Here is a 24,713-nt window from a genome sequence, read left to right as displayed (position 1 = left end):
ATAGAATCATTCTTTAATATCTCGCAATCGCAATTGCAAACTGAATTTACCTTTCCATTCGTTTTCATCGATGCAATACACCGCTTGAAAAGGTTTTTGATGCGTAGTCAGTTCGATTTTGTTTCCCAAATTAAACCCAATAGCAGCTAGACCTTCGGTCCCGAGGCTTCGTGATTGTTTGACAAAAAGTTTTAGATGTTCGTCTTCTTGCCCCATAGGTTTACCATAACCAGTGTCTTTGATGTTTTTAGTCAGGAAAATTGGAGTCATATTTTGTGGTCCGTACGGTTCAAATTGTTTCAGGATTCGGATTAATTTTGGAGTAATATCTGCAAAATCAATCTCGGCATCTACCGCAATTTCTGGTGTCAACATATCGGGATGAATGGTTCTTTCGACTTCTTTTTCGAAAGCATCTTTGAAGATTTGGTAGTTCTCTTCCTTTAATGTCATTCCTGCAGCATACATGTGACCGCCAAATTGTTCCAAATGTTCGGTACACGCTTCGAGTGCATTATAGACATCAAACCCTTTTACGGAACGTGCTGAAGCGGCATATTTATCGCCACTTTTTGTAAAAACAAGTGTCGGACGATAATAGGTTTCAATCAATCGGGAAGCGACAATTCCTATCACGCCTTTGTGCCAATCTTCTTGAAAAACTACAGAGGTAAAACGTTCTTTTTCGTTGTTTTCCTCAATTTGTTTTAATGCTTCTTTGGTGATTAATTTGTCTAAATCTTTTCGCTCCGAATTATACGCCTCGATTTCAGAAGCAAATTGTTGGGCTTGCTCAAAATCAAATTCGGTTAATAATTCCACCGCATGATTTCCGTGTTTAATGCGTCCGGCGGCATTTATTCTGGGTGCGATGATGAAAACAACATCGGTAATATCTAAGGTTTGTTTTTTTATTTGGTGAATGATGGCTTTGATTCCCGGTCTTGGGTCAGAATTAATGACCTGCAATCCAAAATAAGCCAGCACCCGATTTTCTCCGGTCATTGGGACGATATCAGCAGCAATCGCAGCTGAAACCAAATCCAAATAGGGAATCAAATCATCGATTGTTTCATTTCGGTTTTGGCCCAAAGCCTGAATCAATTTGAAACCTATTCCGCAACCGCACAATTCATCGTAGGGATAGGAACAATCGTCTCTTTTTGGATCGAGAATGGCAATAGCTTCGGGTAAGAATTCTCCTGGCCTATGGTGGTCACAAATGATAAAATCGATATTTTTTGCTTTGGCGTACCTCACATGATCGATAGATTTTATACCACAATCCAAAGCAATTATAAGCGAAAATCCATTGTCATCAGCAAAGTCAATTCCTTTAAATGAAATTCCATAGCCTTCGTCATAACGATCCGGAATGTAGGTCGCCACGTTCGGATAATAGGTTTTTAGATAGGAAGAAACGAGTGAAACTGCCGTGGTCCCATCGACATCATAATCACCAAAAACAAGAATATTTTCCTCGTTTTCAATTGCTTTTTCGATGCGAGCGACTGCTTTTTCCATATCTTTCATCAAATATGGATCGTGCAAATCAGCTAAACTCGGGCGAAAAAACCGTCTGGCATCTTCAAATGTTTCAATACCGCGTTGCACTAATAAAGTGGCCACAAAATCTTCTACATTCAACGCTTTCGCCAAATGTTGTACAGTCTCCTCGGAAGGTTTTGGTTTTAAGGTCCAACGCATAGTGATTTGGTATTATAGAATTTAGGAATTCGAAAAGGGAACCACCGCTAATTCGCTAATTATGTCTGTCGATTAATAATAGGAATTAGCATTTTAACAATTTTTATTTTTTCAACACTAAAGCACTTCCGTAAAAGGCAATTCCATCCCAACCGGTTTTCATGAAATTGCGGATGTTTTGATGATCAGTTCCGTTTGGATTTTGTAAAACATCTTCGTAATAATAGGCTCCAAAACAGGCTAATGTTTCTGCTTCTGATAAGTTTTGAATTTCGGCGAACGAAAATAATTTGCAAGATCCTGAATTTTCTCCTGCTGCATTGTGTTGCAAACCATTCTCGAATGCTGTAGGTGTAAAGTCGTAGTTTTCTTCGATAGTTGCAATGGTTTCTGGAAATACTATTGCTTCTGGCGTTTGTTTTAATTTTTTTAAAAAAGCAGCTATAGTCATATTAATTTTAATTGTTAGAATTGAGAATCGATTGTTTTTGCGGCAAAAATAGCGCCGTCCATATAACCAGGGTTTTGAGTGGCAGTTTCTGCTCCGGAAGCATATAATTTATCGTTTAGTAATGGTGTTTTGAAAAAGGAATGTCCGTTGTTTTGGTGCGCTAATACGAGTTGTTCATACGGCTGAAATGTAAGCGGTTCTTCCCTCCAAACGTTCTCGTAATAGGCTACATAATCCGAAGCTTCTGGTCCAAAGAAAGCCGTTAGTTGCGCTATTACTTTTTCTTTGCGCTCTTCAAAAGACAGTACTGCGGTTCCGCCGTTTAGGAAACCTTTTAATGCAAAACCGGAATTATCAGCTGTGCTATGATCGTACATTTCCTGAATAATACTGGCTTGGCTGAATAACGTTCCAGAATAATTATTCTGTTTCCAAAAAGGAGTTTTATATTCCACAGCGAATTTTATGGATTCGCCCATCCAAGTGTGTGTTTTCTTGGCTAGTTGTGTGAAATTTTCGGGTAATTTGGGTTCAAAAATCACCGAGTTTACAAACAAATTGGGTGGAATAGTGCTGATTACTTTATCGGCTGAATAAGTGTTTCCGCTTGAATCCATTACTATTAATTGATTATTTTGCTCTTTTATTGCGACTATTTCGGTTTGTGTTTTAATATTTTGCATCCCAATCTCAGAGACTAATCTATCAATTAGTGCTGCCGTTCCGCCCTCAATACGAAAAGAAGGTTCTTCGAAATCTGATATTTCAAATTTTTGCGGCGGCACAAAAGACATCGTTTCAAATAATGAAATGCCTTTTATATGTTGTCTAAAATAAGAGAGTTCTAAAGTGTGGAGTACTTCCAGAAGATGGCTGTGTTGGTTTCCAAACCAAGTCGCACCCATTTCCATTGTGACTGCTGTTGTCCCGGTTATGGTTTTTATGCGACCTCCAATTCTGGTATTAGCTTCTAATATCAGAACTTCTATTCCCTTTTTTTGAAGTAAAAAAGCAGTGTAGAGTCCACAAAGTCCCGCACCGATTACAATAACTTTTTCCTTTTTCATGATTATTCTTCAGCTGAGAATTTAGATTTTTTAGGCTCTTTTGTTATTGGTTTTCCACCTACAACCACAACGATTTCGCCCCTGGGAGCTATTTTTTCAAAATGAGTCAAAACTTCCCGTACCGTTCCTCTAACATTTTCTTCATGTAGTTTTGATAATTCTCTGCACACACAAATCGGTCTGTCTTCACCAAAATAAGTAATGAATTCCGCTAAAGTTTTTAGTAATTTATGCGGTGAAACATATAAAATCATCGTTCTGGTTTCTTCGGCTAAAGCCAAATAACGGGTTTGTTTCCCTTTTTTATCAGGCAAAAAGCCTTCGAATACAAATTTATCATTGGGCAAGCCACTGTTCACTAATGCAGGTACAAATGCGGTTGCTCCAGGCAAACATTCTACTTCAACTCCATTTTCAACACAAGCGCGAGTTAATAAAAAACCGGGATCTGAAATTGCGGGAGTTCCTGCATCCGAGATTAATGCGATATTTTCTCCAGCTTTCAATCTCGAAATTAAATTCTCAACGGTTTTGTGTTCGTTATGCATGTGATGGCTGTACATGTGGGTGCCAATTTCGAAATGCTTTAACAATTTTCCGCTCGTACGCGTATCTTCAGCGAGAATCAAATCGACTTCTTTAAGAATCCGAATGGCTCGAAAAGTCATGTCTTCAAGATTGCCAATAGGCGTAGGAACGATGTATAATTTTGACATAGATAAAGTAATTAAATACAAATTTTACAGAAATCTGTATTTGTTCAAATGTATATTCAGAAAAAGTTACAGGATAATTACAAGAATTTTTTCTCTATAATATCCATGAAACGTTCCTCATAATCTTGTTTTCCTTCCCAATTGTTGTAATCTGGTTTTACCATTTCCTGAACGAAATCTCGGGTTTCGTAGAAAGTGTCAAACGTGATAAGTTGGCTTAAAACACGGTTGTAATCCTCGCTGCTGTTGCCGAAAAGATGTTTTATAAAGGCCAAACGATCATTCAAATCGATGTTGATCCCTTTGGCTAACTTATCGTTCAAAGAAACTATTTTTGGTTCCGTTTTTTCAGTAGATTCTGCTGGAATATTTTCTAATTTTGGCTCTTCAGCAGGCAACACTTCTTTTGGAGTTTCAATAACTATTGCAGTTGGAATATTATCGACTTGCTGTTTTTTTACAAAAAGCGTATCATGGTAATTGCCACCTAATAAATCCTCAAAAGAGATTTGTACGGCTTCAGCTTTCTTTGGTATTTCCAACTCGGTCTGCACTTCTTTTTCCTGTGATAATTCAAAAGCAGGTTCAAAAGGCGCTTCAGGTTCCACTGTTTCTTCTTCAATTTCCATTTCTGTTGTAGCAACTATTTCTCGCTCTACCACAGTTTCTTCGTCTTTCTCACTCGCATCAATTACTTCTTCTATTTGTTCCAAAGGCATTTCATCTGCACCTTCAGCAACAGTTTTCTCAGTGATTGTTTCTTCCTCTTGGATTTCCTCAGTTGCCATTTCTTCTTCTTCGACAGCACTTTCCTCTTCTGTGGTAACAGTTTCTTGTTCCTCTGAAGGAGTTGTTTCTTCGGTTTTTTCCAAAATTGTTTCAACAACTTCTTCTACAGCAGTTTCTTCAATTACAATTGATGCCTCCGGTTGAACCGACTCCCTTGTATCAAAAATAGTTTCTATTTCTTTGCTAATTTCCGTAATACCAATAGTTGGTTTTGCTTCACTGAAATGTTCGTCCACAAATCGTAAGACAGAAAGTTTTTCATATAACTTCTGCGTTTCCAGATATAATTGATTGATATCAGATTTATTTTTTAGCTGTAATATTCTGTGTGCAATGCTGATTAAATCGGCTTCCAATTTTTTTTTCATAACTGTTGAAATTATAGGGTGTTAGGCGGGACTTTTTTGATGCGTTTTTGTATTACCTTTTATATTGTCCCCAGAAAAGGGAATCTTTGTATGGACGATTTTTATTTTTTTAAATAAATGCTCGCGAATCTCCGATTTGATATAAATTTTATACTTTTGAAACGACGTAAAAGTATAAAATTTTTAAGTCGGTTTGTCTATTACAAAGTAATAAAAACTATTCATTTTTTAAGTCAGAAAAATACAAAATGTTTCTCGAAAATACAGTAAATCATAAAGAACAATTTGGTTGGATCGAAGTCATTTGTGGCTCCATGTTTTCGGGTAAAACCGAAGAATTGATCCGTCGTTTGAAAAGAGCGCAGTTTGCCAAGCAAAAAGTCGAAATTTTCAAACCGGCAATCGATACACGCTATGATGATGAAATGGTAGTGTCTCATGACGCCAATGAAATCCGTTCTACGCCTGTTCCTGCTGCTGCAAATATTGCTATTTTGGCGCAAGGTTGTGATGTTGTAGGCATTGACGAAGCACAGTTTTTTGATGACGAAATTGTCAAAATTTGTAATGATTTAGCTAATCAAGGAATCCGGGTAATTGTTGCCGGATTAGATATGGATTTCAAAGGAAATCCTTTTGGTCCAATGCCCGCATTAATGGCAACTGCCGAATATGTGACTAAAGTGCATGCCGTATGTACCCGTACCGGAAATCTCGCTAATTATAGTTTCCGTAAAACGGATAATGATAAACTGGTTATGCTGGGCGAAACCGAAGAATACGAACCGTTGAGTCGTGCAGCGTATTTTCACGCGATGAAAAAAGATCAGGAGAAAAAATAAATCCTCTCCCCAAGCCCTCTCCAAAGGAGAGGGAGCCGGAACTGGATTGAAATATATAACCCTTTCAGAGTTTTAAACTCTGAAAGGGTTAATTTATAAAAAAGGGGGAATTTGTTTCAAAACAAATTCCCCCTTTTTAATATTTCTAAATCAACAATCTTACATCTTCTTTCTCATTCTCGCTACCGGGATATCGAGTTGTTCTCTGTATTTTGCTATTGTTCTTCTTGCGATTGGATAACCTTTTTCTTTAAGGATTTCAGCCAGTTGATCGTCCGGAAGTGGTTTCTTTTTATCTTCTTCCTCAATGGTGTTCTGAAGAATTTTCTTGATTTCCAGTGTAGAAACATCTTCGCCTTGGTCATTTTTCATCGACTCCGAGAAGAATTCTTTTATCAGTTTCGTCCCATAAGGCGTTTCCACATATTTGCTGTTCGCCACACGTGAAATTGTAGAAATATCAAGACCTACCATATCAGCAATATCTTTCAGAATCATCGGTTTCAACTTGGTTTCATCACCGTCCAGAAAATATTCTTCTTGATAATGCATAATCGCATTCATGGTTACAAAAAGCGTTTCCTGACGTTGGCGAATAGCGTCAATAAACCATTTAGCCGAATCCAGTTTTTGTTTGATAAACTGCACTGCATCTTTTTGCTGCGTTGATTTATCACGGGAATCCTTATACGTTTGCATCATTTCCTGATAATCTTTAGAAACGTGCAGGGAAGGAGCATTTCGTCCGTTTAAGGTCAATTCCAGTTCACCGTCCACAATTCTGATGGCGAAATCAGGAACCACATTTTCAGTTACTTTGTTGTTTCCAGTAAATGATCCGCCTGGCTTTGGATTCAGTTTTTCTATTTCGTGAATCGCTTTTTTCAGTTGCTCATTCGAAACATTATATTTTTGTAACAGTTTATCGTAATGTTTTTTGGTAAAAGCATCAAACTGATTTTCGATAATATCAGTGGCTAATTCCACGTATTCCGTTGGAGTTTTGTGTTTCAATTGCAACAATAAACATTCCTGTAAATCACGTGCTCCTACACCGGATGGTTCGAGTTCATGAATCACCTGCAACATTTTCTCCACCATCTTTTCATCGGTGTAAATACCTTGGGTAAAAGCCATATCGTCTACCATATCAGGAACGCTTCTGCGGATATAACCCATGTCATCAATGCTTCCTACTAAAAATTCAGCAATTTCACGCTCCTCATCATTCAGGATAAAAGTATTCAACTGATTGATTAAATCCTGATGGAAGCTCACCGGTGCTGCAAAAGGTGTTTCGCGATCATCGTCATCATCGCTATAATTGTTAGCCTGTGTTTTATAATCCGGAGTTTCGTCGTTGCTTAAATATTCGTCAATGTTGATGTCTTCGGCGTCAATACGCTCCGATTCGGCATCATCATAATCGTCATAATCTTCGTTTTCGAACTCGTCCTTTTCATACTCATCTTCTTCTTTTCCGGCTTCCAAAGCTGGATTTTCGTTCATTTCTTCCAATAAACGTTGTTCGAAAGCTTGCGTAGGCAATTGAATTAACTTCATCAGCTGAATTTGCTGTGGAGATAATTTCTGTGATAATTTTAAATTTAAGAATTGCTTTAGCATTTTTATTGTTTAAAAGTTTAAGGTTTAAAGTTTAAAGTTGCTGAACTTTCAACAACCTTAAACTTTAAACTTGAAACAAATTTTTAGAATTCCGCATTCATTGGCGTTCTTGGGAAAGGAATTACGTCACGAATGTTTGTCATTCCTGTTACAAATAACACCAATCTTTCGAACCCAAGTCCAAAACCAGAGTGAACCGCTGAACCAAATCTTCGGGTATCAAGATACCACCATAATTCTTCTTCATCAATTCCTAAGGCTTTCATTTTTTCAACCAAAACATCAAAACGTTCTTCTCTTTGAGAACCTCCCACAATTTCTCCAATTCCAGGGAAAAGGATATCCATCGCGCGAACCGTTTTTCCGTCTTCGTTCAAACGCATGTAAAATGCTTTGATATTTGCTGGATAATCAAACAAGATTACCGGACATTTAAAGTGTTTTTCTACCAAGTAACGTTCGTGTTCTGATTGTAAATCAGCGCCCCATTCGTTAATGATATAGTTGAATTTTTTCTTTTTATTTGGCGTACATTCTCTTAAAATATCAATTGCTTCCGTGTATGAAACTCGTTTGAAATTGTTTTCTAAAACAAAGTTTAATTTTTCTAAAAGTGGCATTTCACTTCTTTCCGCAACTGGTTTTGATTTCTCTTCATCCAATAATCGTGTTTCCAAGAATTTCAAATCCTCAGGACATTTGTCCATCGTGTATTTGATTACGTATTGAATAAAATCTTCAGCCAAATCCATATTATCATTCAAATCATTGAACGCCACTTCTGGCTCAATCATCCAAAATTCCGCAAGGTGACGCGAAGTGTTCGAGTTTTCAGCTCTAAATGTTGGTCCAAAAGTATAAATCTGACCCAAAGCCATTGCAAAAGTTTCTCCTTCCAGTTGTCCCGAAACCGTTAGGTTCGTTTCTTTCCCGAAGAAATCTTCTTTATAATTCACCTTTCCGTCTTCGGTTCTTGGCGTTCCGTCAAATGGCAAAGCAGTAACTTTAAACATTTCACCTGCACCTTCAGCATCCGAACCCGTGATGATTGGTGTATTAACATACACAAAACCTTTTTCCTGAAAATAACTATGAACCGCATACGACAATACCGAACGCACTCTCATAATCGCTCCAAACATATTGGTACGAACTCTTAAATGCGCATTTTCACGCAAGAAATCTAAGCTCGGTTTATTTTTTGGTTGTATCGGGAATTTCTCTGCATCTGAATCTCCAAGGATTTCCAGTTTAGCCACCTGAATTTCAAATTTCTGTCCCGCACCTTTACTTTCCACCAAAGTTCCTGTTACAGATATTGCTGCTCCAGTAGTAATTCTCTTCAAGGTTTCGTCTGGCGTGTTCTCAAAATCGACAACACATTGTATATTATCAATGGTCGAACCATCGTTTAAGGCAATAAATTGATTGTTTCTAAAAGTTCTCACCCATCCTTTTGCATTTACTTCATGAAGCGTTTTTGTGCTGTTTAGTAAGTCTTTAACTTTTGTATGTCTCATTTTATGTATATAATTGATATTAAAAATTGTCTCGTGACTGAACTGCAAATATAAATGATTTGTTTGAAAAGTCATTGTAAGAAATAGGGTAATCAGGAGCTATTTCCCGCTATTCACTATATCTTTTACTTTTTAAAGAAAAAAGTAAAAGGATGCCGCTGCTATCGGGGCTAGGTTGTGGTGGAATTTTTTCTTTTCAAGCAAAATTAGAAGCTGTCCCAATAAAAAACAATTCGATGAACGAAAGACTGCACGCATAAATATTTTAAAAACTTGACAAACCTAGTAACAGTTTGTATTTTTGCCCTATGAACGACAATTTTGTAACAGAGTATTTTGGTATTGGGATTCAAAACGGTAAAACTCCTGAGAACTTGGGTGTATTATGGCGCACAGCACAAAATCTTGGTGCAAGTTATATTTTTACAATTGGTAATCGCTACGCCAAGCAGGCTTGCGATACACATAATGCTGTAAAGTCAATTCCTTACTTTCATTATGAAACTTTTGAAGATTTCTATAAAAATTTACCCAAAGGCGCTCGCCTCGTAGGTGTCGAATTAGATGAAAACGCAACTGATTTAGAAACTTTCGAACATCCAAGACGTTGTGTGTATCTATTGGGTGCTGAGGATAACGGGCTATCAAAAGCAGCCATTGCCAAATGTCATTACCTCGTAAAATTCAAATCCGAAAAAAGTTTGAATGTTTCTGTTGCAGGAAGCATTGTTCTGTATGATCGTGGTCTTAACAAACTCAGATCTTAAAAATAACTGTTTTTATTTTCTATTTTAAACCTAATACTATCAGGGTTCAAAACCTGACAGGATTGGAAAGATTATATTATAATAGCGACTAATTATCTGATTTTTTCTTTTCTAAATCATCAATTTCGGCATCGCTTGGTTCGATGATATCTATTTTCGGTTCTATAAAATCTTGTTCGTTAGCCAATGTTTTATTCAAGGTCAGTACCAAAGCCGGCAACAACATTAAATTCGACAGCATTCCAAACAATAATGTCAGTGAAATCAATCCGCCAAGTGCAATTGTACCTCCAAAACTGGACAACATAAATACCGAAAATCCAAAGAACAATACGATAGAAGTATAGAACATGCTCAAGCCGGCGTCCGTAAATGTGGCGTAAACAGATTTGCGGATTTTCCAGTTGTTTTTCTTTAATTCTTCACGGTATTGAGACAAGAATCTCACAGTGTCATCCACCGAAAGTCCAAACGCAATTCCAAAAACCAATATCGTCGATGGTTTCAACGGAATGTCCAGAAATCCCATGATTCCTGCGGTTAACATTAACGGAAGTAAATTTGGAATGATTGAAACCAAAACCATTTTGAACGAACGGAACATAAAACCAATCAAAAGCGCAGTCAGGAAAAAGGCAAATGCCAGTGACGAAAGTAAGTTGTCCAGCAAGTAACCAGTTCCTTTCTGAAAAACCAAAGCTTTTCCGGTGATAGTGACTTTATATTGATCTGGCGGGAAAATTTTATCAGCTTTCTTGCGAATTTCGGCTTCAATTTTGGCAATATTATCGCCGTTTTCATCGCGCATGAAAGTCGTGATTCGGGCAAATTGTCCCGTGGAATCCACATAACTTTTCATCAGATTGTCTTTCGAGTTTTTCGTAGCATTTTTAGCATACGACAAAATAAACGACTGTTCTTGTGAACTTGGTAAATCGTAATAATCGGGGTTTCCGTTGTAATACGCCTGTTTGGAATATTTTACCAGATTCACAATCGAAATAGGTTTAGATAATTCCGGGATTTCGTCAATGGTTTCCTCTAGCTCTTCCATCCGCCTTAGCGTAGATAATTTCATGACTCCTTTTTTGCGCTTGGTGTCAATCATAATTTCGAGTGGCATCACGCCATCAAATTCTTTTTCGAAGAAAACAATGTCTTCAAAAAAGGCTTCTTTTTTCGGCATGTCTTCAATCAAACTGCCGGAAATGCGCATTTCGTAGATTCCCACAATGCTAATGACAAGTAAAATAATGGAAACGACATAGATTGAAAAGCGATTGTATTTCACGTTTCTCAGGATCCAATCCATGAAAACCTTCACGTAATTACGGTCTAAATGCTCAATGTGACGTTCTTTTGGTGCCGGAATGTAACTGTGAAAAATAGGGATGACAATGATACACAAAAAGAAAAGTGCCATGATATTGATAGAAGTCACGACCCCAAATTCCAATAACAATTGGTTGTTTGAAGCCACAAACGTAGCAAAACCTATCGCTGTGGTAAGATTCGTCATCAAAGTTGCCATTCCCACTTTGGTGGTGACACGCTGTAAGGCTTTGGCTTTATTGTGGTGAATTTTGTATTCCTGATGGTATTTATTGGTCAGGAAAATACAATTCGGAATCCCGATAACGATGATTAAAGAAGGAACTAAGGCCGTTAAAACTGTTATTTCGTAATTCAATAATCCTAAAAAACCAAAAGACCACATGACGCCAATAATAACAATAATCATTGATATTAATGTAGCTCTAAAACTTCTAAAAAAGAAAAAGAAAAGCAGTGAAGTGACTAATAATGAGGCTCCAATAAAGATGCTAATTTCATCAGTAATGGTTTTTGCATTCAGCGTTCGGATGTAAGGCATTCCTGAAACTCGCAGGTCGATTCCAGTTTCTTTTTCGAATGTTTCGACTGCGGGAACCAATTTATCAAGGACAAAATCTTTTCTGGCTGCCGTGTTTACAATTTTCTTATCCATGTAAACAGCAGAGCGAATGCTTCCAGATCTTTTGTTGAAAAGCAATCCTTCATAGAAAGGCAAATCATTGAAAAGTTCTTTTTTTATTTTTTGAAGATAAGCCGGGTCAACAGTTTTGCTTTGGTCCACAAAAGGAACCAGTTCAAAGGTTTCCAGCGAATCATTTTTTTGTAATTTCTTTAAGTCATTTAGCGAAACCACTAAATCAACCGCTTTGTCTCCTTTGAGGGTATTCATCATTTTACTCCAGGAAGCATAGGCTTTTGGGGTAAATATGGCGTCGTCTTTTACACCGATGATGACCAGATTTCCTTCTTCACCAAATTTGTTCAAAAAGGCGTTGTACTCAATATTTACAATATTATCATCCGGCAATAAATTGGCTTCAGTAAAAGTGAAGTGGATATTTTTCCATTGCAGTGCTAAAAGCGCAGTTATCACAACAATAATGGATAACATTAAAATTCTATTTCTAAGGACAATTCGGGCTATTAATTCCCAAAATCCTAAACTGAACCACTTGATCATATTTACTGTTTAACGGCGGTAAAGGTAGTTAAAACCGCTATAAATCATTTGTTTTAATGCAAACTTTTTAGGAGTATATCCCAATATTAACGCAACTTTATTTTATTTGTAATTAAATATTTTTTTGAGATATAATTGATACATTTGAATTCTCATCGTGATGGTTCACAGTTGAGAATACTGACATAAAATAGTATATGAAGAATTATAAAAATACAGTTTTTTATTTGGTGATAACAGGCGGTTTTACTGCTTTGATGTATTGGATTATAACCAAAGGGAAACGTTTAGAAGTGGCAGAAACAATAGTTACTCCTGAGAGCGGAAAGGGTTCTTGGGGCGATTTTCTAACTTCGATGCAACACAATTTTCAAGATCCTTTGGCGATTCTTTTGGCACAAATCATAACCATTATTCTTGTCGCCCGAGTTTTTGGTTGGGTTTTCAAGAAAATAGGACAGCCCTCCGTAATTGGAGAAATTATCGCGGGAATTGTACTCGGGCCCTCATTGTTAGGGATGTATTTTCCTGAATTTTCTGGCGCTTTATTTCCTGTTGAGTCCTTAGGGAATTTAAAATTTTTAAGTCAGATAGGATTAATCCTTTTTATGTTCGTCATCGGAATGGAACTTGATTTGAAAGTGCTGAAAAATAAAGCCAACGAGGCGGTAGTCATCAGTCATGCGAGTATTGTAATTCCGTTTGCTCTTGGAATAGGACTGGCATATTTTGTGTATAATCGATTTGCTCCTGAAGGTGTTAAATTCCTTTCCTTTAGTTTGTTTATGGGAATTGCATTGAGCATCACCGCTTTTCCGGTTTTGGCTAGAATCGTGCAGGAACGAGGGATTCATAAAACCAAATTAGGCGCTATCGTTATTACGTGTGCTGCTGCCGATGATATTACGGCTTGGTGTATTTTGGCGGTGGTAATTGCCATTGTCAAAGCGGGAACTTTCGTTAGTTCGCTATACATTATTATGTTGGCAGTACTTTATGTTATTGCCATGATTTATATTGTAAAGCCATTTTTAAAGCGAATCGGAGATTTATATGGTTCAAAAGATACTATTATCAAACCGGTTGTGGCCATTTTTTTTCTGGTGCTTATTATTTCGTCTTATGCTACTGAGGTGATTGGGATTCATGCCTTATTTGGAGCGTTTATGGCGGGAGCAATTATGCCGGATGTTCCAAAATTCAGAACCATATTCATAGAAAAAGTAGAGGATGTGGCGTTAATTCTTTTGCTGCCTTTGTTCTTTGTATTCACGGGTTTGAAAACAGAAATCGGTCTTCTTAACGATCCGTATTTATGGAAGGTGACTGGTTTTATTATTTTGGTGGCTGTAGTGGGGAAATTTTTAGGAAGTGCCTTGGCAGCCAAATTTGTAGGGCAGAGCTGGCGTGATAGTTTGACCATTGGCGCATTGATGAATACCAGAGGTTTGATGGAATTGATTGTGTTGAACATTGGTTTAGAGCTTAAAGTTTTGACTCCCGAAGTGTTTACCATGATGGTGATTATGGCGCTTGTTACTACTTTTATGACGGGACCGGCTTTGGATTTAATCAATTATATCTTTAAAACGAAAGACGGTGTCGAAATTATAGAACAAACAAACCACAATAAATACCGAATTCTAATTTCATTTGGAAACAATGAAAAAGGAAAATCGTTATTGCGATTGGCAAACAGTTTGATAAAAAAACAAAAAAGTACTTCCAGTATTACCGTGATGCATTTGTCTTTAAGCGATGAGGTGCATACTTTTAATTTGGAAGACAAAGAAAAAAATAGTTTTTACCCCATTGTTGAAGAATCCCAAGTGCTCAAACAAGATATTACCACCATTTTTAAAGCAACGATGGATATTGAAACCGAAATCGCTGATGTAGCTAATCAAGGCGATTATGATTTGCTGTTGATAGGTTTGGGGAAATCAATATTTGAAGGGACTATTCTTGGAAAAGTAATTGGTTTTACAACCAGAATAATCAATCCGGATCGTTTGATTGATAAGTTTACCGGGAAAGAAGGCTTGTTCGAAAACTCTCCTTTTGACGAAAGAACGAGACAGATTATTTCTAAAACCAAAATGCCAATCGGGATTTTGATTGATAAAGATTTGCAGCACGTAAATCATGTTTTTATTCCAATTTTCAGTCCCGAAGATTCGTTTGTGATTGATTATATTCAGAAATTAGTATACAATAATAACGCTAAAATTGTTATTTTGGATGTAAACGGACATCTTACGACTAATTTTGTAATGAACAGCGCTATTGATTCTTTGGAACAAAAATATCCAAACAATATAAGTCTGATAACCGATAAAATAATTAAAGAGGAATTGTTGGCGCAGCAGGATTTAATGCTGATTAGTCTCGAAAGTTGGAAAGCGCTTGTAGATTCAAGAAGTGATTGGTTGAGCGGCGTTCCGTCGGTATTAATTTTAAAACAATAAGATGAACTGGATATTATTGATTATCGGAGGTCTTTTTGAAGTGGGTTTTGCCACTTGTTTAGGCAAAGCCAAAGAAAGCACCGGAACTACAGCAACATTATGGTTGGGCGGATTTTTAATTTGTTTGATAATAAGTATGGTTTTGCTTTACAAAGCCACACAAACATTGCCTATTGGTACTGCTTATGCAGTTTGGACCGGAATTGGAGCAGTGGGAACTGTTCTGGTTGGGATTTTTGTTTTTAAAGAACCGGCTGATTTCTGGAGAATATTTTTCATCACCACGCTAATCAGTTCTATTATTGGACTGAAATTTGTTTCCAGTCATTAGCGAGATTTAATACCTTTTTCAGGGAGACTTTTTTTTGATGAACCGCGCTAAAAGTAGTACCAATGTTTACAAGCCTTTAACTCATAACTATTAATTTAATAACAATATAAAAATTATGATTTTAACCACAACCAACTCAATTGAAGATTATAAAATACTCGAGTACAACGGCATTGTTTCAGCAACTGCAATTAACATGCAAAAAATGGGCTTGACTTTTAGCATGCAAAAATACTACGACGGTATTAGTGAAAGTATCTCAGAAGTCAGAGAAAAGGCATTTGCTAATTTAAAATTAAATGCTGAGAAAATGAACGCCAATGCAGTTGTAGGAATTCAAGTAGATGTTGAACTTAAAAGTGGCGAAGGTTTAATCACAGTAATGATAACAGGAACAGCAGTAAGTATTGTCAAACGGTAGGTTGCTTTTGATGTGAGTTCTTTTTTTTAAAGAATTAGTTTAGAAATAAACAAATCGAGCTAATAAGTCGTGACAACAACCAAAAAAAAACCGCCTTGTTCCATAACAAGACGGTTTTGTAGTATTTACAAATCAGGTTTACACCTTCATAATTTCAGCTTCTTTCACCACTAAAAGTTCATCAATTTTACGAATAAACGTATTAGTTAAGTTTTGAACTTCTTCTTCGGCACTTTTACAAATGTCTTCGGAAGTTCCTTCTTTTTCTAATTTTTTGATATCTGTATTCGCATCTTTTCTTGCATTTCTGATACCTACTTTAGCGTCTTCAGCTTCAACTTTGGCTTGTTTGGCAAGATCGCGTCTTCTTTCCTCAGTCAATGCAGGAACACTGATGATAATTACATCACCGTTGTTCATCGGATTAAAACCAATATTAGCCACCATAATTGCTTTTTCAATTACTTGCAGCATGTTTTTTTCAAAAGGTTGCAATGTAATAGTTCTAGCATCAGGAACACTGATTTTTGATACTTGCGAAAGTGGCGTTGCAGATCCGTAATAATCTACAAATACACTTCCAAGCATGGCTGGAGATGCTTTTCCAGCACGAATATTCAAAAATTCTTTTTCTAAATGCGCAATAGAACCCGTCATGGATTCCTTAGTACTATCTAATATAAATTCAATTTCTTCAGTCATAATTTAGATTTTTAGATTTTTAGACTTCTTAGATTTATTACGTTTTTAGATTTTTTAGATTTTTAGTTTTGCTAATCATCGTGTGTATCTATCTAACAATCTAAGTAATCCAACAGTCTATTATATATTTACTACAGTTCCTATATTTTCTCCTTCGCAGATTTTCAATAAGTTTCCTACTTTATTCATATCGAAAACCACGATTGGTAATTTATTTTCCTGGCTTAATGTAAATGCGGTGGTGTCCATTACATTCAATCCTTTTTTAAGGACATCTTCAAAGGTAATGAAATCGAATTTCACAGCCGATGCATTTTTTTCTGGATCACAATCATAAACACCATCTACACGAGTTCCTTTTAGAATCACATTAGCATTTATTTCAATACCACGTAGAACTGCTGCAGTATCAGTTGTGAAATATGGATTTCCGGTTCCGGCTCCAAAGATTACGATTCTTCCTTTTTCCAGATGACGATCCGCTCTTCTTTTAATGTAAGGTTCTGCTATGGATTCCATTTTCAACGCCGTTTGCAAACGGGTTTTCATACCTTTTTCTTCCAGTGCGCCTTGTAATGCCATTCCGTTGATCACGGTGGCTAGCATTCCCATATAATCTCCTTGAACTCGATCCATTCCTGCGCTTGCGCCAGCAACTCCTCTAAAAATATTTCCACCACCTATTACAATGGCTATTTCTACTCCTTTATCATGAATTTGCTTGATTTCATCAGCATATTCAGCAAGTCTTTTTGGGTCAATTCCGTATTGCAAGTCGCCCATTAAAGCTTCGCCACTTAGTTTCAGAAGAATTCTTTTGTATTTCATGTGTGTGTTGAGTTGATTGTTGCAAATATAGAATATTCTTTTTTTTTAATATAATGTTGCCTAAATTTTATAAACTAAGTTTTTCGTACGATTTTTTAGCGGCTTCATAGCCAATGTTAAAAACTGCATTCATCTTTACTTTGCTCGTTTCAAAAGTACTGAAGAGACACAAATCCTTTGGTTCTATAACCCAATCACAAATATTAAATTTATGCATATTTGAATTTGCCGAAAGAATATCAAAAGCCCTTGTCGTCACTGCCTTGATAGAACGCAAATCTTTGGCTTCAATTTTCTGAATCGGACTTACATAAACCCCTATTACTGTGTCACATTGACCTTGCAGAATATCAGTGGGAAAATGGTTTAATATGCCGCCGTCACTGTATATACTTCCTTCTATTTCATACGGCGACAGAATTCCCGGAAAGGCAGAAGAGGCTAAAATAGCATCAACGATTTTTGTTTTAGGACCAAATACTTTTAATTTTCCCCGAACCATATCGGTTGCTGTAATTTGAATCGGAATTTTCAAATCGCTTAAAATAGCATCGCCAAAAATACTGTGAAAATAAATGCGGAAGGATTCGGAATCAATTAATCCCGCTTTTTTGAAAGTAAGATGTTTCCAATGAAATAGATAAATGGATTTAAAAAATTCTAAAATTTCTTCGGGTGTTTTTCCCCAAGCATACAATGCGCCTACAATTGATCCGGCGCTAGTTCCTGCAATTTGACACGGTTTGATGTCCTGCTGTTCCAGGAATTTTATAACGCCCGCATGTGCTAAGCCTTTAGATCCGCCACCGGAAAGAACCAGTCCTATCGATTTTGTTTTTAAATCCATCTTTATTATTTGTTATAAAATTACTCTTTTTGCGGAATTGAAAGTGATAGATATCATATTTATGCTTCATTTTTGTGGTAACTTTGTGAAAACAAATAATTCATTATGAAAATTCCAGTAGCCAAAGCATTGTTTAATAGTCATTCGTATTCAGAATATAGAAAATTAATTACAGATTTATTACTCGAAAAAAAATCGACTGGTAACGAACAATCCGAAGATTTAACACATTATAGCGAATTGAATGAAACCAGAATGAATCGTCTGGATAAAACAATCAAAATCACTGAGGAAAATAGTAGTGCATTACAATCTTTAAAGAGCGAATATATTTGGTTAGTAATTTCGGAAGGTTGGTGCGGTGATGCTGCGCAACTATTACCAATTATTAATAAAATGGCAGTGGAATCCGGTAAAATTGATTTGAGAATTGTGTTGCGTGATGAAAATGAAGAATTGATGAAGTTGTTTTTGACCAATAAAAAGCAAGCGATTCCAATACTAATTGTTGTAGATAAGGAAACGGGAAGTGTACTGGGAAATTGGGGTCCAAGACCTAAAGCTGCCGCTGATTTGGTTGCTGATTACAAAAAAGAATTTGGCGTTATTGATGAAACCTTAAAAACTAATTTGCAGCTTTGGTATTTGCATGACAAAGGAATCACGACACAAAACGAATTAGTTGGTTTGATGCTTGAATTGGAACGTTAATTTTCAATTGGAGAAATAGAATCTTCAAATGTTTCAAGAACGATAGCTTCATTAACGTCGTAATCACCAATTTTTGTTCGGCGCAAAGCCGTTAAATGCGAACCGGAATTCATTGCTTGTCCAAAATCAAAAGCCAGAGAACGAATATAGGTTCCTTTGCTGCAAACGACTCTGAAATCAATTTCAGGAAGTGCAATTCTGGTGATTTCAAATTCGTGGATGGTTGTTTTTCTGGTCGCAATTTCAATGGTTTCTCCTGCTCTGGCATGCTCATACAAGCGAACGCCATCTTTTTTTATAGCCGAATAAATTGGAGGTTTTTGATCGATTTCGCCTAGAAATTGTTTGACAGTTTCATGGATTAAAGCTTCGTCAATATGTTCCGTTGGGAAAGTTTGGTCAATTTCCGTTTCTAAATCATACGAAGGCGTTGTGGCTCCAATGTGAAAAGTTCCGGTGTATTCTTTGGCTTGACCCTGAAGTTCAGTGATTCTTTTGGTGAATTTTCCAGTACAAACTAATAACAATCCAGTTGCCAAAGGATCCAAAGTTCCGGCGTGACCAATCTTGAATTTTTTTGGCAGATTCAGTTTGGTTATTAATGCCCATTTCAATTTATTCACCGCCTGAAATGAAGTCCAATTCAAGGGTTTATCAATGAGTAAAATTTGTCCATTTAAGTAATCTTCGGCTGTCTTCAAAGGAATTTATTTAAAGTATGAAAAGTAAATCAATAAAAATATTCCAACGATTATTCGGTACCAACCCCAAGGTTTAAAACCGTATTTTTTGATGATTTCAATGAAGAATTTAATTGCTATAATGGCAACGATAAAAGCAACCACGTTTCCTATCAAGAATAATTGTATGTTTTCGTTTGATTTTAAAATCAATTCGTAGCCTTTCATTTGTGAAGACTCATAGGTTTTTAAGAATACAGAATAACAGGTAACGGCCATCATGGTTGGAACTGCCAAGAAGAAAGAGAATTCCGCTGCGGCATGACGCGTTAATCCTTGTTGCATTCCTCCAATGATTGAGGCAGCAGAACGACTTGTTCCCGGCATCATTGCTAAACATTGCCAAAAACCAATGATTACGGCTTTCTTTACCGTGATATCTTCTTCTTTGATTACGGTTGGACTTTGAAAACGACTGTCGATAAAAAGTAAAATTACCCCACCTAAAATTAATACAATCGCAATGGGAATAGGGTCTCCAAGAACTGCTTCAATTTTATCATCAAATAATTTTCCTAAAACCAATGCTGGAATTACGGCACAAATCAGTTTAATGTAAAAGTTGAATTTGGAGAAATCGAAAAATTTCTTCCAATATAAAGCGACTACCGCCAAAATGGCTCCAAACTGAATAGAAACCTGAAAAAGTTTCACGAAATCATCCTCTTGAATTCCAAAATAAGAACTTAGAAAAACCATGTGAGCGGTAGAGGAAACGGGAAGATATTCTGTTAATCCTTCTATAACAGCAATTAAAAATGCTTGTAATGTATTCATTTATGCGTTTTTGGGATTCTTAAGAATGGCATAAATAGTTATTCCAAAACCTATTAAAACGGTTGTTGGTGCCAATCGAATTCTTCTGAAATTGAAAATGTCTTCGCTAAATACATTTGGATCGTCACTTCCGCCGCCTGACATTAGAATAAATCCCAAGGCAATAACTCCAATCCCAATTAATAAGATTTTGTAATTTATTTTATCAAAAAGAAATTCTGGTTTCTGTTCGTTGTTTTTCATTTATGCTGAATTTAGTTCAGCATCTAAAAATGCCGAATGATAATGAGTTTATATTAATCAACTAATAAATATTAGTATAAATCGTCTGTTCTTAAGTTCAAGAAACGTTGTGTTGCAAAGTACGTGCTTAACCAAGTAATCAAGACGCCAATTCCTAAAACGGCTAGTAGAACCAAGCCAATCATAGCTTTATCTTCTAAAATACCAAGATTTGGAAAACTGGTTTCAACATAAATTAAAACACCAATTAATGCTAAAACTGCCAAAACTGCTCCAATCATTCCCAGTTTTATGCTTCGCATTACAAAAGGTTTTCTGATAAAGGCTTTGGTGGCACCTACCATTTGCATGGTTTTGATGATAAATCGGTTCGAATGTATCGATAAACGTAATGAACTATTGATTAGTAATACGGCAATAACAGCAAGGAATCCGCTGATTATTAAAATCCACATACTCACTTTTTTGATGTTGTCGTTTACTAAATTCACTAATTGTTTGTCATATACAATATCCGAAATCATAGTATTTTTGCGCAAGCCAGCTTCAATTTTTGTGATGCTGTCCTTAATTACATAATCACCTTTCAAGTGAATATCGTAGGAGTTTTGTAATGGATTTTCACCTAGAAATTCCATAAAGTCCTCACCAATAATATCGGTATGTTCTTTAGCGGCAGCTTCTTTGGTCACATACGTGTATGATTTTACGAATGGACTTGCTTTTATTTGGGTTCCAAAAGCTTTCACAATGCTGTCATTGGCTTCATTCTTGAAAAAAACCGTCATGGCAATATTTTCTTTGAAATCGTTGGCTAATTTTTTAGAATTTATAATAAAAAGTCCCAATATTCCCAATAGAAACAAAACTAAGAATACACTTAGCACTACTGAAAAATAAGAGGAAATTAACCGGCGTTTTTGAAAATTATCAAAGGAAGAACTCATAGTTTATTGAAATTATTGGGTAAAAATAATAAAGAATTTCTTTATTTAAAGTTAATAACGTTCAAAGTTTCAACTTTCGTACAATAAACGTAAATTTGGCACCTAAAAATAGTCATCGTGAGAAAGCTTTCGAAGCTTTGTCCCTTTGCAACTTTGCAACTTTTATAGAAATGAAATACAATCCGAACGAAATAGAGGCCAAATGGCAGAAATATTGGTTAGAAAACCAAACATTTAAAGCCGAAAACAATTCAGAAAAACCTAAATATTACGTGCTTGACATGTTTCCTTATCCATCTGGAGCGGGATTACACGTAGGGCATCCACTGGGATATATCGCTTCTGATGTGTATTCCAGATACAAAAGACACCAAGGTTTTAACGTATTGCACCCAATGGGCTACGATAGTTTTGGATTGCCTGCTGAACAATATGCGATACAAACGGGACAACGTCCTGAAGATACGACTTCGGTAAATATTGACGGTGGAACGGATAAAGAAGGAAATAAAATTTCGGGATACAGAAAGCAATTGGATAAAATTGGATTTTCCTTCGATTGGAGCAGAGAAGTCCGCACTTCAAATCCGGATTATTACAAACATACACAATGGATTTTTATCCAATTATTCAATTCTTGGTACAATAAAAACAGCGATAAAGCCGAAGATATTTCGACTTTGGTTTCCATTTTTTCAACAGAAGGAAATGCAAATGTCAATGCGGTTTGCGATGAAAATATAGAAGCTTTTTCGGCAAATGAATGGAACGCTTTCGCAAAAGAACAGCAGGAGAGAATTTTGCTGCAATACAGATTGACTTATTTAGCCGAGACTGAGGTGAACTGGTGTCCGGGATTAGGAACCGTTTTGGCAAATGACGAAATCGTAAATGGTGTTTCAGAACGTGGCGGCTTTACGGTTGTTCGTAAAAAAATGACGCAATGGAGCATGCGAATTTCGGCTTATGCAGAACGTTTGTTGCAAGGTTTGAACGATATTGATTGGAGCGAAAGCATCAAAGAAAGCCAAAGAAACTGGATTGGAAAATCCGTTGGAGCAACTGTGGAATTCAATGTTCAAAATTCAGAAGCTAAAATTGCGGTTTTCACAACGCGTCCCGATACAATTTTTGGAGTTACGTTCATGACATTGGCTCCGGAACACGAATTAGTTTCTCAAATTACAACTGCAGAACAAAAAGCAGAAGTAGATGCTTATATAGAAAAAACGTCAAAACGTTCCGAAAGAGAACGTATGGCCGATGTAAAAACTATTTCTGGAGTATTTACAGGTGCGTATGCAGAACATCCGTTTACCAAGGAACCAATTCCGGTTTGGATTGGGGATTATGTTTTGGCAGGATACGGGACAGGAGCGGTTATGGCGGTTCCTTGTGGTGACGAAAGAGATTATGCTTTTGCGAATTTCTTCAAAGGTCAAAACGGAATGCAGGAAATCAAGAACATTTTTGATAAAGATATTTCGGAAGCAGCTTTTGGAGCCAAAGAAGGTTTTCAATTGGTAGATTCTGATTTTCTAAATGGATTAGATTACAAAAAAGGAACTCAAAAAGTAATTGAAGAATTAGAAAAATTAAACCAAGGAAAAGGAAAAACGAATTACCGTTTGCGTGATGCCGTTTTTTCTCGCCAACGTTATTGGGGAGAGCCGTTTCCGGTTTATTATGTGAATGGTTTGCCGCAAATGATTGATGCGCAACATTTGCCAATCATCTTGCCGGAAGTAGAGAAATACTTGCCAACCGAAGATGGTTTGCCGCCTTTAGGGAACGCTACGGTTTGGGCTTGGAATACCGAAACAAATTCAGTTGTAAATACGGATTTAGTCGACAATAAAACAATTCATCCTCTTGAATTGAACACGATGCCAGGTTGGGCGGGTAGTTCTTGGTATTGGATGCGTTATATGGATGCGCACAATGAAAATGAGTTTGCAAGTAAAGACGCTTTGGCATATTGGGAAAGTGTGGATTTATATATTGGCGGAAGCGAACACGCTACAGGTCATTTATTGTATTCCCGTTTTTGGAATAAATTCCTAAAAGACAAAGGTTTTGCACCAACCGAAGAACCATTCAAGAAATTGATTAATCAGGGAATGATTTTGGGAATGAGTGCTTTTGTGTATAGAATAACTCCTTTTTTCTTTATTGAAAGTTTAGATATTAGATTAATAGAAACAACATTGAAGATTCCTTCGTTTTTTATTAGTTCAAAATATAAGAATGTTAATGATTTTAGGGCTGATGTAGATAAAGAAGTTATATCAAAAAGTTTTGAGCAGGTAAAAGATTATTTGATTATTGAATATCCTCATTTAAGAACTAAAATAGAAAATTTAAAAAAGGAAGATTTATCATTATTTAATATTCAAATTGCTGCAATTCACGTTGATGTTTCAATGGTAAATTCTTCTGATGAATTAGATATTGATAAATTCAAAGCATGGAGAGAAGATTATGCTGATGCAGAATTTATCACGGAAGAAAACGGAAAATATATTGTAGGTCGCGAAATCGAAAAAATGTCGAAATCGAAATACAATGTGGTAACCCCAGATGATATTTGTAACGAATACGGAGCTGACACCTTGCGTTTGTATGAAATGTTCTTAGGACCATTGGAACAAGCAAAACCTTGGAACACCGCAGGAATTTCAGGAGTTTTTGGTTTCTTGAAAAAATTGTGTCGTTTGTATTTTGATGATAGTGGTTTGATTGTTACTAATGACGCACCAACAAAAGATAACCTAAAATCATTACACAAAACGATCAAGAAAGTTGCGGAAGATATTGAAGGTTTCTCTTTTAATACATCAGTTTCTCAGTTTATGATTTGTGTGAATGAATTGTCCGCTCAAAACTGTCATTCACGAGCTATCTTGGAGCCTTTAGCAATTGTGATTTCGCCGTATGCGCCGCACATTGCAGAAGAATTATGGTCGTTATTAGGAAATACAGGTTCGATTGCAACCGTTGATTTTCCAGTTTTTGAAGCTAAATATTTAGTGGAAAGCGAAAAGGAATATCCAGTTTCTTTCAACGGAAAAATGCGTTTCACGATGGTTTTACCTTTGGATTTAACCAAGGAACAAATCGAGGAAATCGTAATGAAAGACGAAAGAACTATCAAACAATTAGAAGGCAGAACGCCAAACAAGGTGATAATTGTTCCTGGAAAAATCATCAATTTGGTGGGGTAATCTTTAGGATTTTATTATTTTTAAATTCCAAATTCCAATTTTACTATTGGGATTTGGAATTTTTTTTGCCCTATTTTATAAGGATTAAGCAATTTAAATTTATTTT

At 36.3% G+C, this 24,713-nt stretch carries 22 protein-coding genes; 7 read left to right on the top strand and 15 right to left on the bottom strand.

Annotated elements, in window-relative coordinates:
• Positions 1–6: 6 nt before the first annotated feature.
• The 5 genes from recJ to IWX80_RS04415 all read right to left on the bottom strand — a co-directional run bounded on the left by recJ (position 7) and on the right by IWX80_RS04415 (position 5,098).
• Positions 7–1,707, bottom strand: coding sequence for a single-stranded-DNA-specific exonuclease RecJ (gene recJ / locus IWX80_RS04435; RefSeq protein WP_196852313.1), 1,701 nt, complete (start codon positions 1,705–1,707; stop codon positions 7–9).
• A 103-nt stretch (positions 1,708–1,810) separates the two neighbouring features.
• Positions 1,811–2,158, bottom strand: coding sequence for a HopJ type III effector protein (locus IWX80_RS04430; protein WP_196852312.1), 348 nt, complete (start codon positions 2,156–2,158; stop codon positions 1,811–1,813).
• Positions 2,159–2,172: 14 nt separating this feature from the next.
• Positions 2,173–3,225, bottom strand: coding sequence for a flavin monoamine oxidase family protein (locus IWX80_RS04425; protein WP_196852311.1), 1,053 nt, complete (start codon positions 3,223–3,225; stop codon positions 2,173–2,175).
• A gap of 2 nt (positions 3,226–3,227) precedes the next feature.
• Positions 3,228–3,941, bottom strand: a complete 714-nt coding sequence (gene rsmI / locus IWX80_RS04420) for a 16S rRNA (cytidine(1402)-2'-O)-methyltransferase (RefSeq protein WP_113634130.1) — start codon at positions 3,939–3,941, stop codon at positions 3,228–3,230.
• A 77-nt stretch (positions 3,942–4,018) separates the two neighbouring features.
• Complete coding sequence (locus IWX80_RS04415; protein WP_196852310.1) at positions 4,019–5,098, bottom strand: hypothetical protein; 1,080 nt, start codon at positions 5,096–5,098, stop codon at positions 4,019–4,021.
• Between the two features lie 248 nt (positions 5,099–5,346).
• Between IWX80_RS04415 and IWX80_RS04410 the strand changes: the two genes are divergently transcribed.
• Positions 5,347–5,940 carry a thymidine kinase gene (locus IWX80_RS04410; protein ID WP_196852309.1) on the top strand — a complete coding sequence of 198 codons (594 nt, stop codon included), beginning with the start codon at positions 5,347–5,349 and terminating at the stop codon, positions 5,938–5,940.
• A gap of 159 nt (positions 5,941–6,099) precedes the next feature.
• On the opposite strand, the gene rpoN is transcribed toward IWX80_RS04410, so the two are convergent.
• Positions 6,100–7,566, bottom strand: coding sequence for an RNA polymerase factor sigma-54 (gene rpoN, locus IWX80_RS04405; protein WP_196852308.1), 1,467 nt, complete (start codon positions 7,564–7,566; stop codon positions 6,100–6,102).
• Between the two features lie 83 nt (positions 7,567–7,649).
• Positions 7,650–9,086, bottom strand: coding sequence for an asparagine--tRNA ligase (gene asnS, locus IWX80_RS04400; protein ID WP_196852307.1), 1,437 nt, complete (start codon positions 9,084–9,086; stop codon positions 7,650–7,652).
• A gap of 308 nt (positions 9,087–9,394) precedes the next feature.
• Here asnS and IWX80_RS04395 point away from each other — a divergent pair, with 308 nt between their 5' ends.
• The gene (locus IWX80_RS04395; RefSeq protein ID WP_196852306.1) at positions 9,395–9,853 is read left to right on the top strand and encodes an RNA methyltransferase; all 459 of its coding nucleotides are present in this window, start codon (positions 9,395–9,397) and stop codon (positions 9,851–9,853) included.
• Positions 9,854–9,941: 88 nt separating this feature from the next.
• On the opposite strand, the gene IWX80_RS04390 is transcribed toward IWX80_RS04395, so the two are convergent.
• Positions 9,942–12,368: an efflux RND transporter permease subunit gene (locus IWX80_RS04390; protein ID WP_196852305.1), complete on the bottom strand. Its 2,427-nt coding sequence runs from the start codon at positions 12,366–12,368 to the stop codon at positions 9,942–9,944.
• A 197-nt stretch (positions 12,369–12,565) separates the two neighbouring features.
• On the opposite strand from IWX80_RS04390, the gene IWX80_RS04385 reads away from it, so the two are divergent.
• The 3 genes from IWX80_RS04385 to IWX80_RS04375 all read left to right on the top strand — a co-directional run bounded on the left by IWX80_RS04385 (position 12,566) and on the right by IWX80_RS04375 (position 15,588).
• Positions 12,566–14,836: a cation:proton antiporter gene (locus IWX80_RS04385; protein WP_196852304.1), complete on the top strand. Its 2,271-nt coding sequence runs from the start codon at positions 12,566–12,568 to the stop codon at positions 14,834–14,836.
• Position 14,837: 1 nt separating this feature from the next.
• Complete coding sequence (locus tag IWX80_RS04380) at positions 14,838–15,167, top strand: DMT family transporter (protein ID WP_196852303.1); 330 nt, start codon at positions 14,838–14,840, stop codon at positions 15,165–15,167.
• Between the two features lie 115 nt (positions 15,168–15,282).
• Positions 15,283–15,588: a YbjQ family protein gene (locus IWX80_RS04375; protein ID WP_196852302.1), complete on the top strand. Its 306-nt coding sequence runs from the start codon at positions 15,283–15,285 to the stop codon at positions 15,586–15,588.
• Positions 15,589–15,726: 138 nt separating this feature from the next.
• Here the strand turns inward: IWX80_RS04375 and frr are convergent, their stop codons facing one another.
• From frr to IWX80_RS04360, 3 genes are all read right to left on the bottom strand, one after another.
• Positions 15,727–16,290 (bottom strand): ribosome recycling factor, encoded by a 564-nt coding sequence (gene frr / locus IWX80_RS04370; RefSeq protein ID WP_113634119.1) that lies wholly within the window; start codon positions 16,288–16,290, stop codon positions 15,727–15,729.
• A 120-nt stretch (positions 16,291–16,410) separates the two neighbouring features.
• A complete protein-coding gene (gene pyrH, locus IWX80_RS04365; RefSeq protein WP_196852301.1) occupies positions 16,411–17,118 on the bottom strand; it encodes a UMP kinase in 708 nt (235 codons plus the stop codon).
• Positions 17,119–17,185: 67 nt separating this feature from the next.
• Entirely contained in the window at positions 17,186–17,965 is a 780-nt protein-coding gene (locus IWX80_RS04360; RefSeq protein WP_196852300.1) for a patatin-like phospholipase family protein, read from the bottom strand.
• 105 nt (positions 17,966–18,070) lie between these two features.
• Between IWX80_RS04360 and IWX80_RS04355 the strand changes: the two genes are divergently transcribed.
• On the top strand, positions 18,071–18,676 hold the full coding sequence (locus IWX80_RS04355) for a thioredoxin family protein (RefSeq protein ID WP_196852299.1): 606 nt from the start codon (positions 18,071–18,073) through the stop codon (positions 18,674–18,676).
• On the opposite strand, the gene truB is transcribed toward IWX80_RS04355, so the two are convergent.
• From truB to IWX80_RS04335, 4 genes are all read right to left on the bottom strand, one after another.
• Positions 18,673–19,377 carry a tRNA pseudouridine(55) synthase TruB gene (truB, locus tag IWX80_RS04350; RefSeq protein WP_442899830.1) on the bottom strand — a complete coding sequence of 235 codons (705 nt, stop codon included), beginning with the start codon at positions 19,375–19,377 and terminating at the stop codon, positions 18,673–18,675. The two genes, IWX80_RS04355 and truB, sit on opposite strands and share 4 nt — an antisense overlap.
• Positions 19,378–19,383: 6 nt before the next feature.
• Positions 19,384–20,193, bottom strand: coding sequence for an undecaprenyl-diphosphate phosphatase (locus IWX80_RS04345; RefSeq protein ID WP_091166139.1), 810 nt, complete (start codon positions 20,191–20,193; stop codon positions 19,384–19,386).
• Positions 20,194–20,436, bottom strand: a complete 243-nt coding sequence (locus IWX80_RS04340) for a DUF3098 domain-containing protein (protein WP_091166136.1) — start codon at positions 20,434–20,436, stop codon at positions 20,194–20,196.
• Between the two features lie 71 nt (positions 20,437–20,507).
• Positions 20,508–21,383 (bottom strand): cell division protein FtsX, encoded by an 876-nt coding sequence (locus IWX80_RS04335; protein ID WP_091166133.1) that lies wholly within the window; start codon positions 21,381–21,383, stop codon positions 20,508–20,510.
• A 170-nt stretch (positions 21,384–21,553) separates the two neighbouring features.
• On the opposite strand from IWX80_RS04335, the gene IWX80_RS04330 reads away from it, so the two are divergent.
• Positions 21,554–24,607, top strand: a complete 3,054-nt coding sequence (locus IWX80_RS04330) for a class I tRNA ligase family protein (protein WP_196852298.1) — start codon at positions 21,554–21,556, stop codon at positions 24,605–24,607.
• Positions 24,608–24,713 lie beyond the last annotated feature (106 nt).

It is taken from the genome of Flavobacterium sp. CAN_S2 (genome assembly GCF_015752255.1).
Lineage (GTDB): Bacteria > Bacteroidota > Bacteroidia > Flavobacteriales > Flavobacteriaceae > Flavobacterium.
The sequence above is the reverse complement of the archived record's forward strand: the minus strand, read 5'-3'. Positions and strand labels throughout refer to the sequence as shown.

What these genes read in the sequence shown, in the direction of transcription:
- recJ (WP_196852313.1), bottom strand. Translation starts at nt 1,707, where the DNA reads ATGCGTTGGACCTTAAAACCAAAACCTTCCGAGGAGACTGTACAACAT.
- IWX80_RS04430 (WP_196852312.1), bottom strand. Translation starts at nt 2,158, where the DNA reads ATGACTATAGCTGCTTTTTTAAAAAAATTAAAACAAACGCCAGAAGCA.
- IWX80_RS04425 (WP_196852311.1), bottom strand. Translation starts at nt 3,225, where the DNA reads ATGAAAAAGGAAAAAGTTATTGTAATCGGTGCGGGACTTTGTGGACTC.
- rsmI (WP_113634130.1), bottom strand. Translation starts at nt 3,941, where the DNA reads ATGTCAAAATTATACATCGTTCCTACGCCTATTGGCAATCTTGAAGAC.
- IWX80_RS04415 (WP_196852310.1), bottom strand. Translation starts at nt 5,098, where the DNA reads ATGAAAAAAAAATTGGAAGCCGATTTAATCAGCATTGCACACAGAATA.
- IWX80_RS04410 (WP_196852309.1), top strand. Translation starts at nt 5,347, where the DNA reads ATGTTTCTCGAAAATACAGTAAATCATAAAGAACAATTTGGTTGGATC.
- rpoN (WP_196852308.1), bottom strand. Translation starts at nt 7,566, where the DNA reads ATGCTAAAGCAATTCTTAAATTTAAAATTATCACAGAAATTATCTCCA.
- asnS (WP_196852307.1), bottom strand. Translation starts at nt 9,086, where the DNA reads ATGAGACATACAAAAGTTAAAGACTTACTAAACAGCACAAAAACGCTT.
- IWX80_RS04395 (WP_196852306.1), top strand. Translation starts at nt 9,395, where the DNA reads ATGAACGACAATTTTGTAACAGAGTATTTTGGTATTGGGATTCAAAAC.
- IWX80_RS04390 (WP_196852305.1), bottom strand. Translation starts at nt 12,368, where the DNA reads ATGATCAAGTGGTTCAGTTTAGGATTTTGGGAATTAATAGCCCGAATT.
- IWX80_RS04385 (WP_196852304.1), top strand. Translation starts at nt 12,566, where the DNA reads ATGAAGAATTATAAAAATACAGTTTTTTATTTGGTGATAACAGGCGGT.
- IWX80_RS04380 (WP_196852303.1), top strand. Translation starts at nt 14,838, where the DNA reads ATGAACTGGATATTATTGATTATCGGAGGTCTTTTTGAAGTGGGTTTT.
- IWX80_RS04375 (WP_196852302.1), top strand. Translation starts at nt 15,283, where the DNA reads ATGATTTTAACCACAACCAACTCAATTGAAGATTATAAAATACTCGAG.
- frr (WP_113634119.1), bottom strand. Translation starts at nt 16,290, where the DNA reads ATGACTGAAGAAATTGAATTTATATTAGATAGTACTAAGGAATCCATG.
- pyrH (WP_196852301.1), bottom strand. Translation starts at nt 17,118, where the DNA reads ATGAAATACAAAAGAATTCTTCTGAAACTAAGTGGCGAAGCTTTAATG.
- IWX80_RS04360 (WP_196852300.1), bottom strand. Translation starts at nt 17,965, where the DNA reads ATGGATTTAAAAACAAAATCGATAGGACTGGTTCTTTCCGGTGGCGGA.
- IWX80_RS04355 (WP_196852299.1), top strand. Translation starts at nt 18,071, where the DNA reads ATGAAAATTCCAGTAGCCAAAGCATTGTTTAATAGTCATTCGTATTCA.
- IWX80_RS04345 (WP_091166139.1), bottom strand. Translation starts at nt 20,193, where the DNA reads ATGAATACATTACAAGCATTTTTAATTGCTGTTATAGAAGGATTAACA.
- IWX80_RS04340 (WP_091166136.1), bottom strand. Translation starts at nt 20,436, where the DNA reads ATGAAAAACAACGAACAGAAACCAGAATTTCTTTTTGATAAAATAAAT.
- IWX80_RS04335 (WP_091166133.1), bottom strand. Translation starts at nt 21,383, where the DNA reads ATGAGTTCTTCCTTTGATAATTTTCAAAAACGCCGGTTAATTTCCTCT.
- IWX80_RS04330 (WP_196852298.1), top strand. Translation starts at nt 21,554, where the DNA reads ATGAAATACAATCCGAACGAAATAGAGGCCAAATGGCAGAAATATTGG.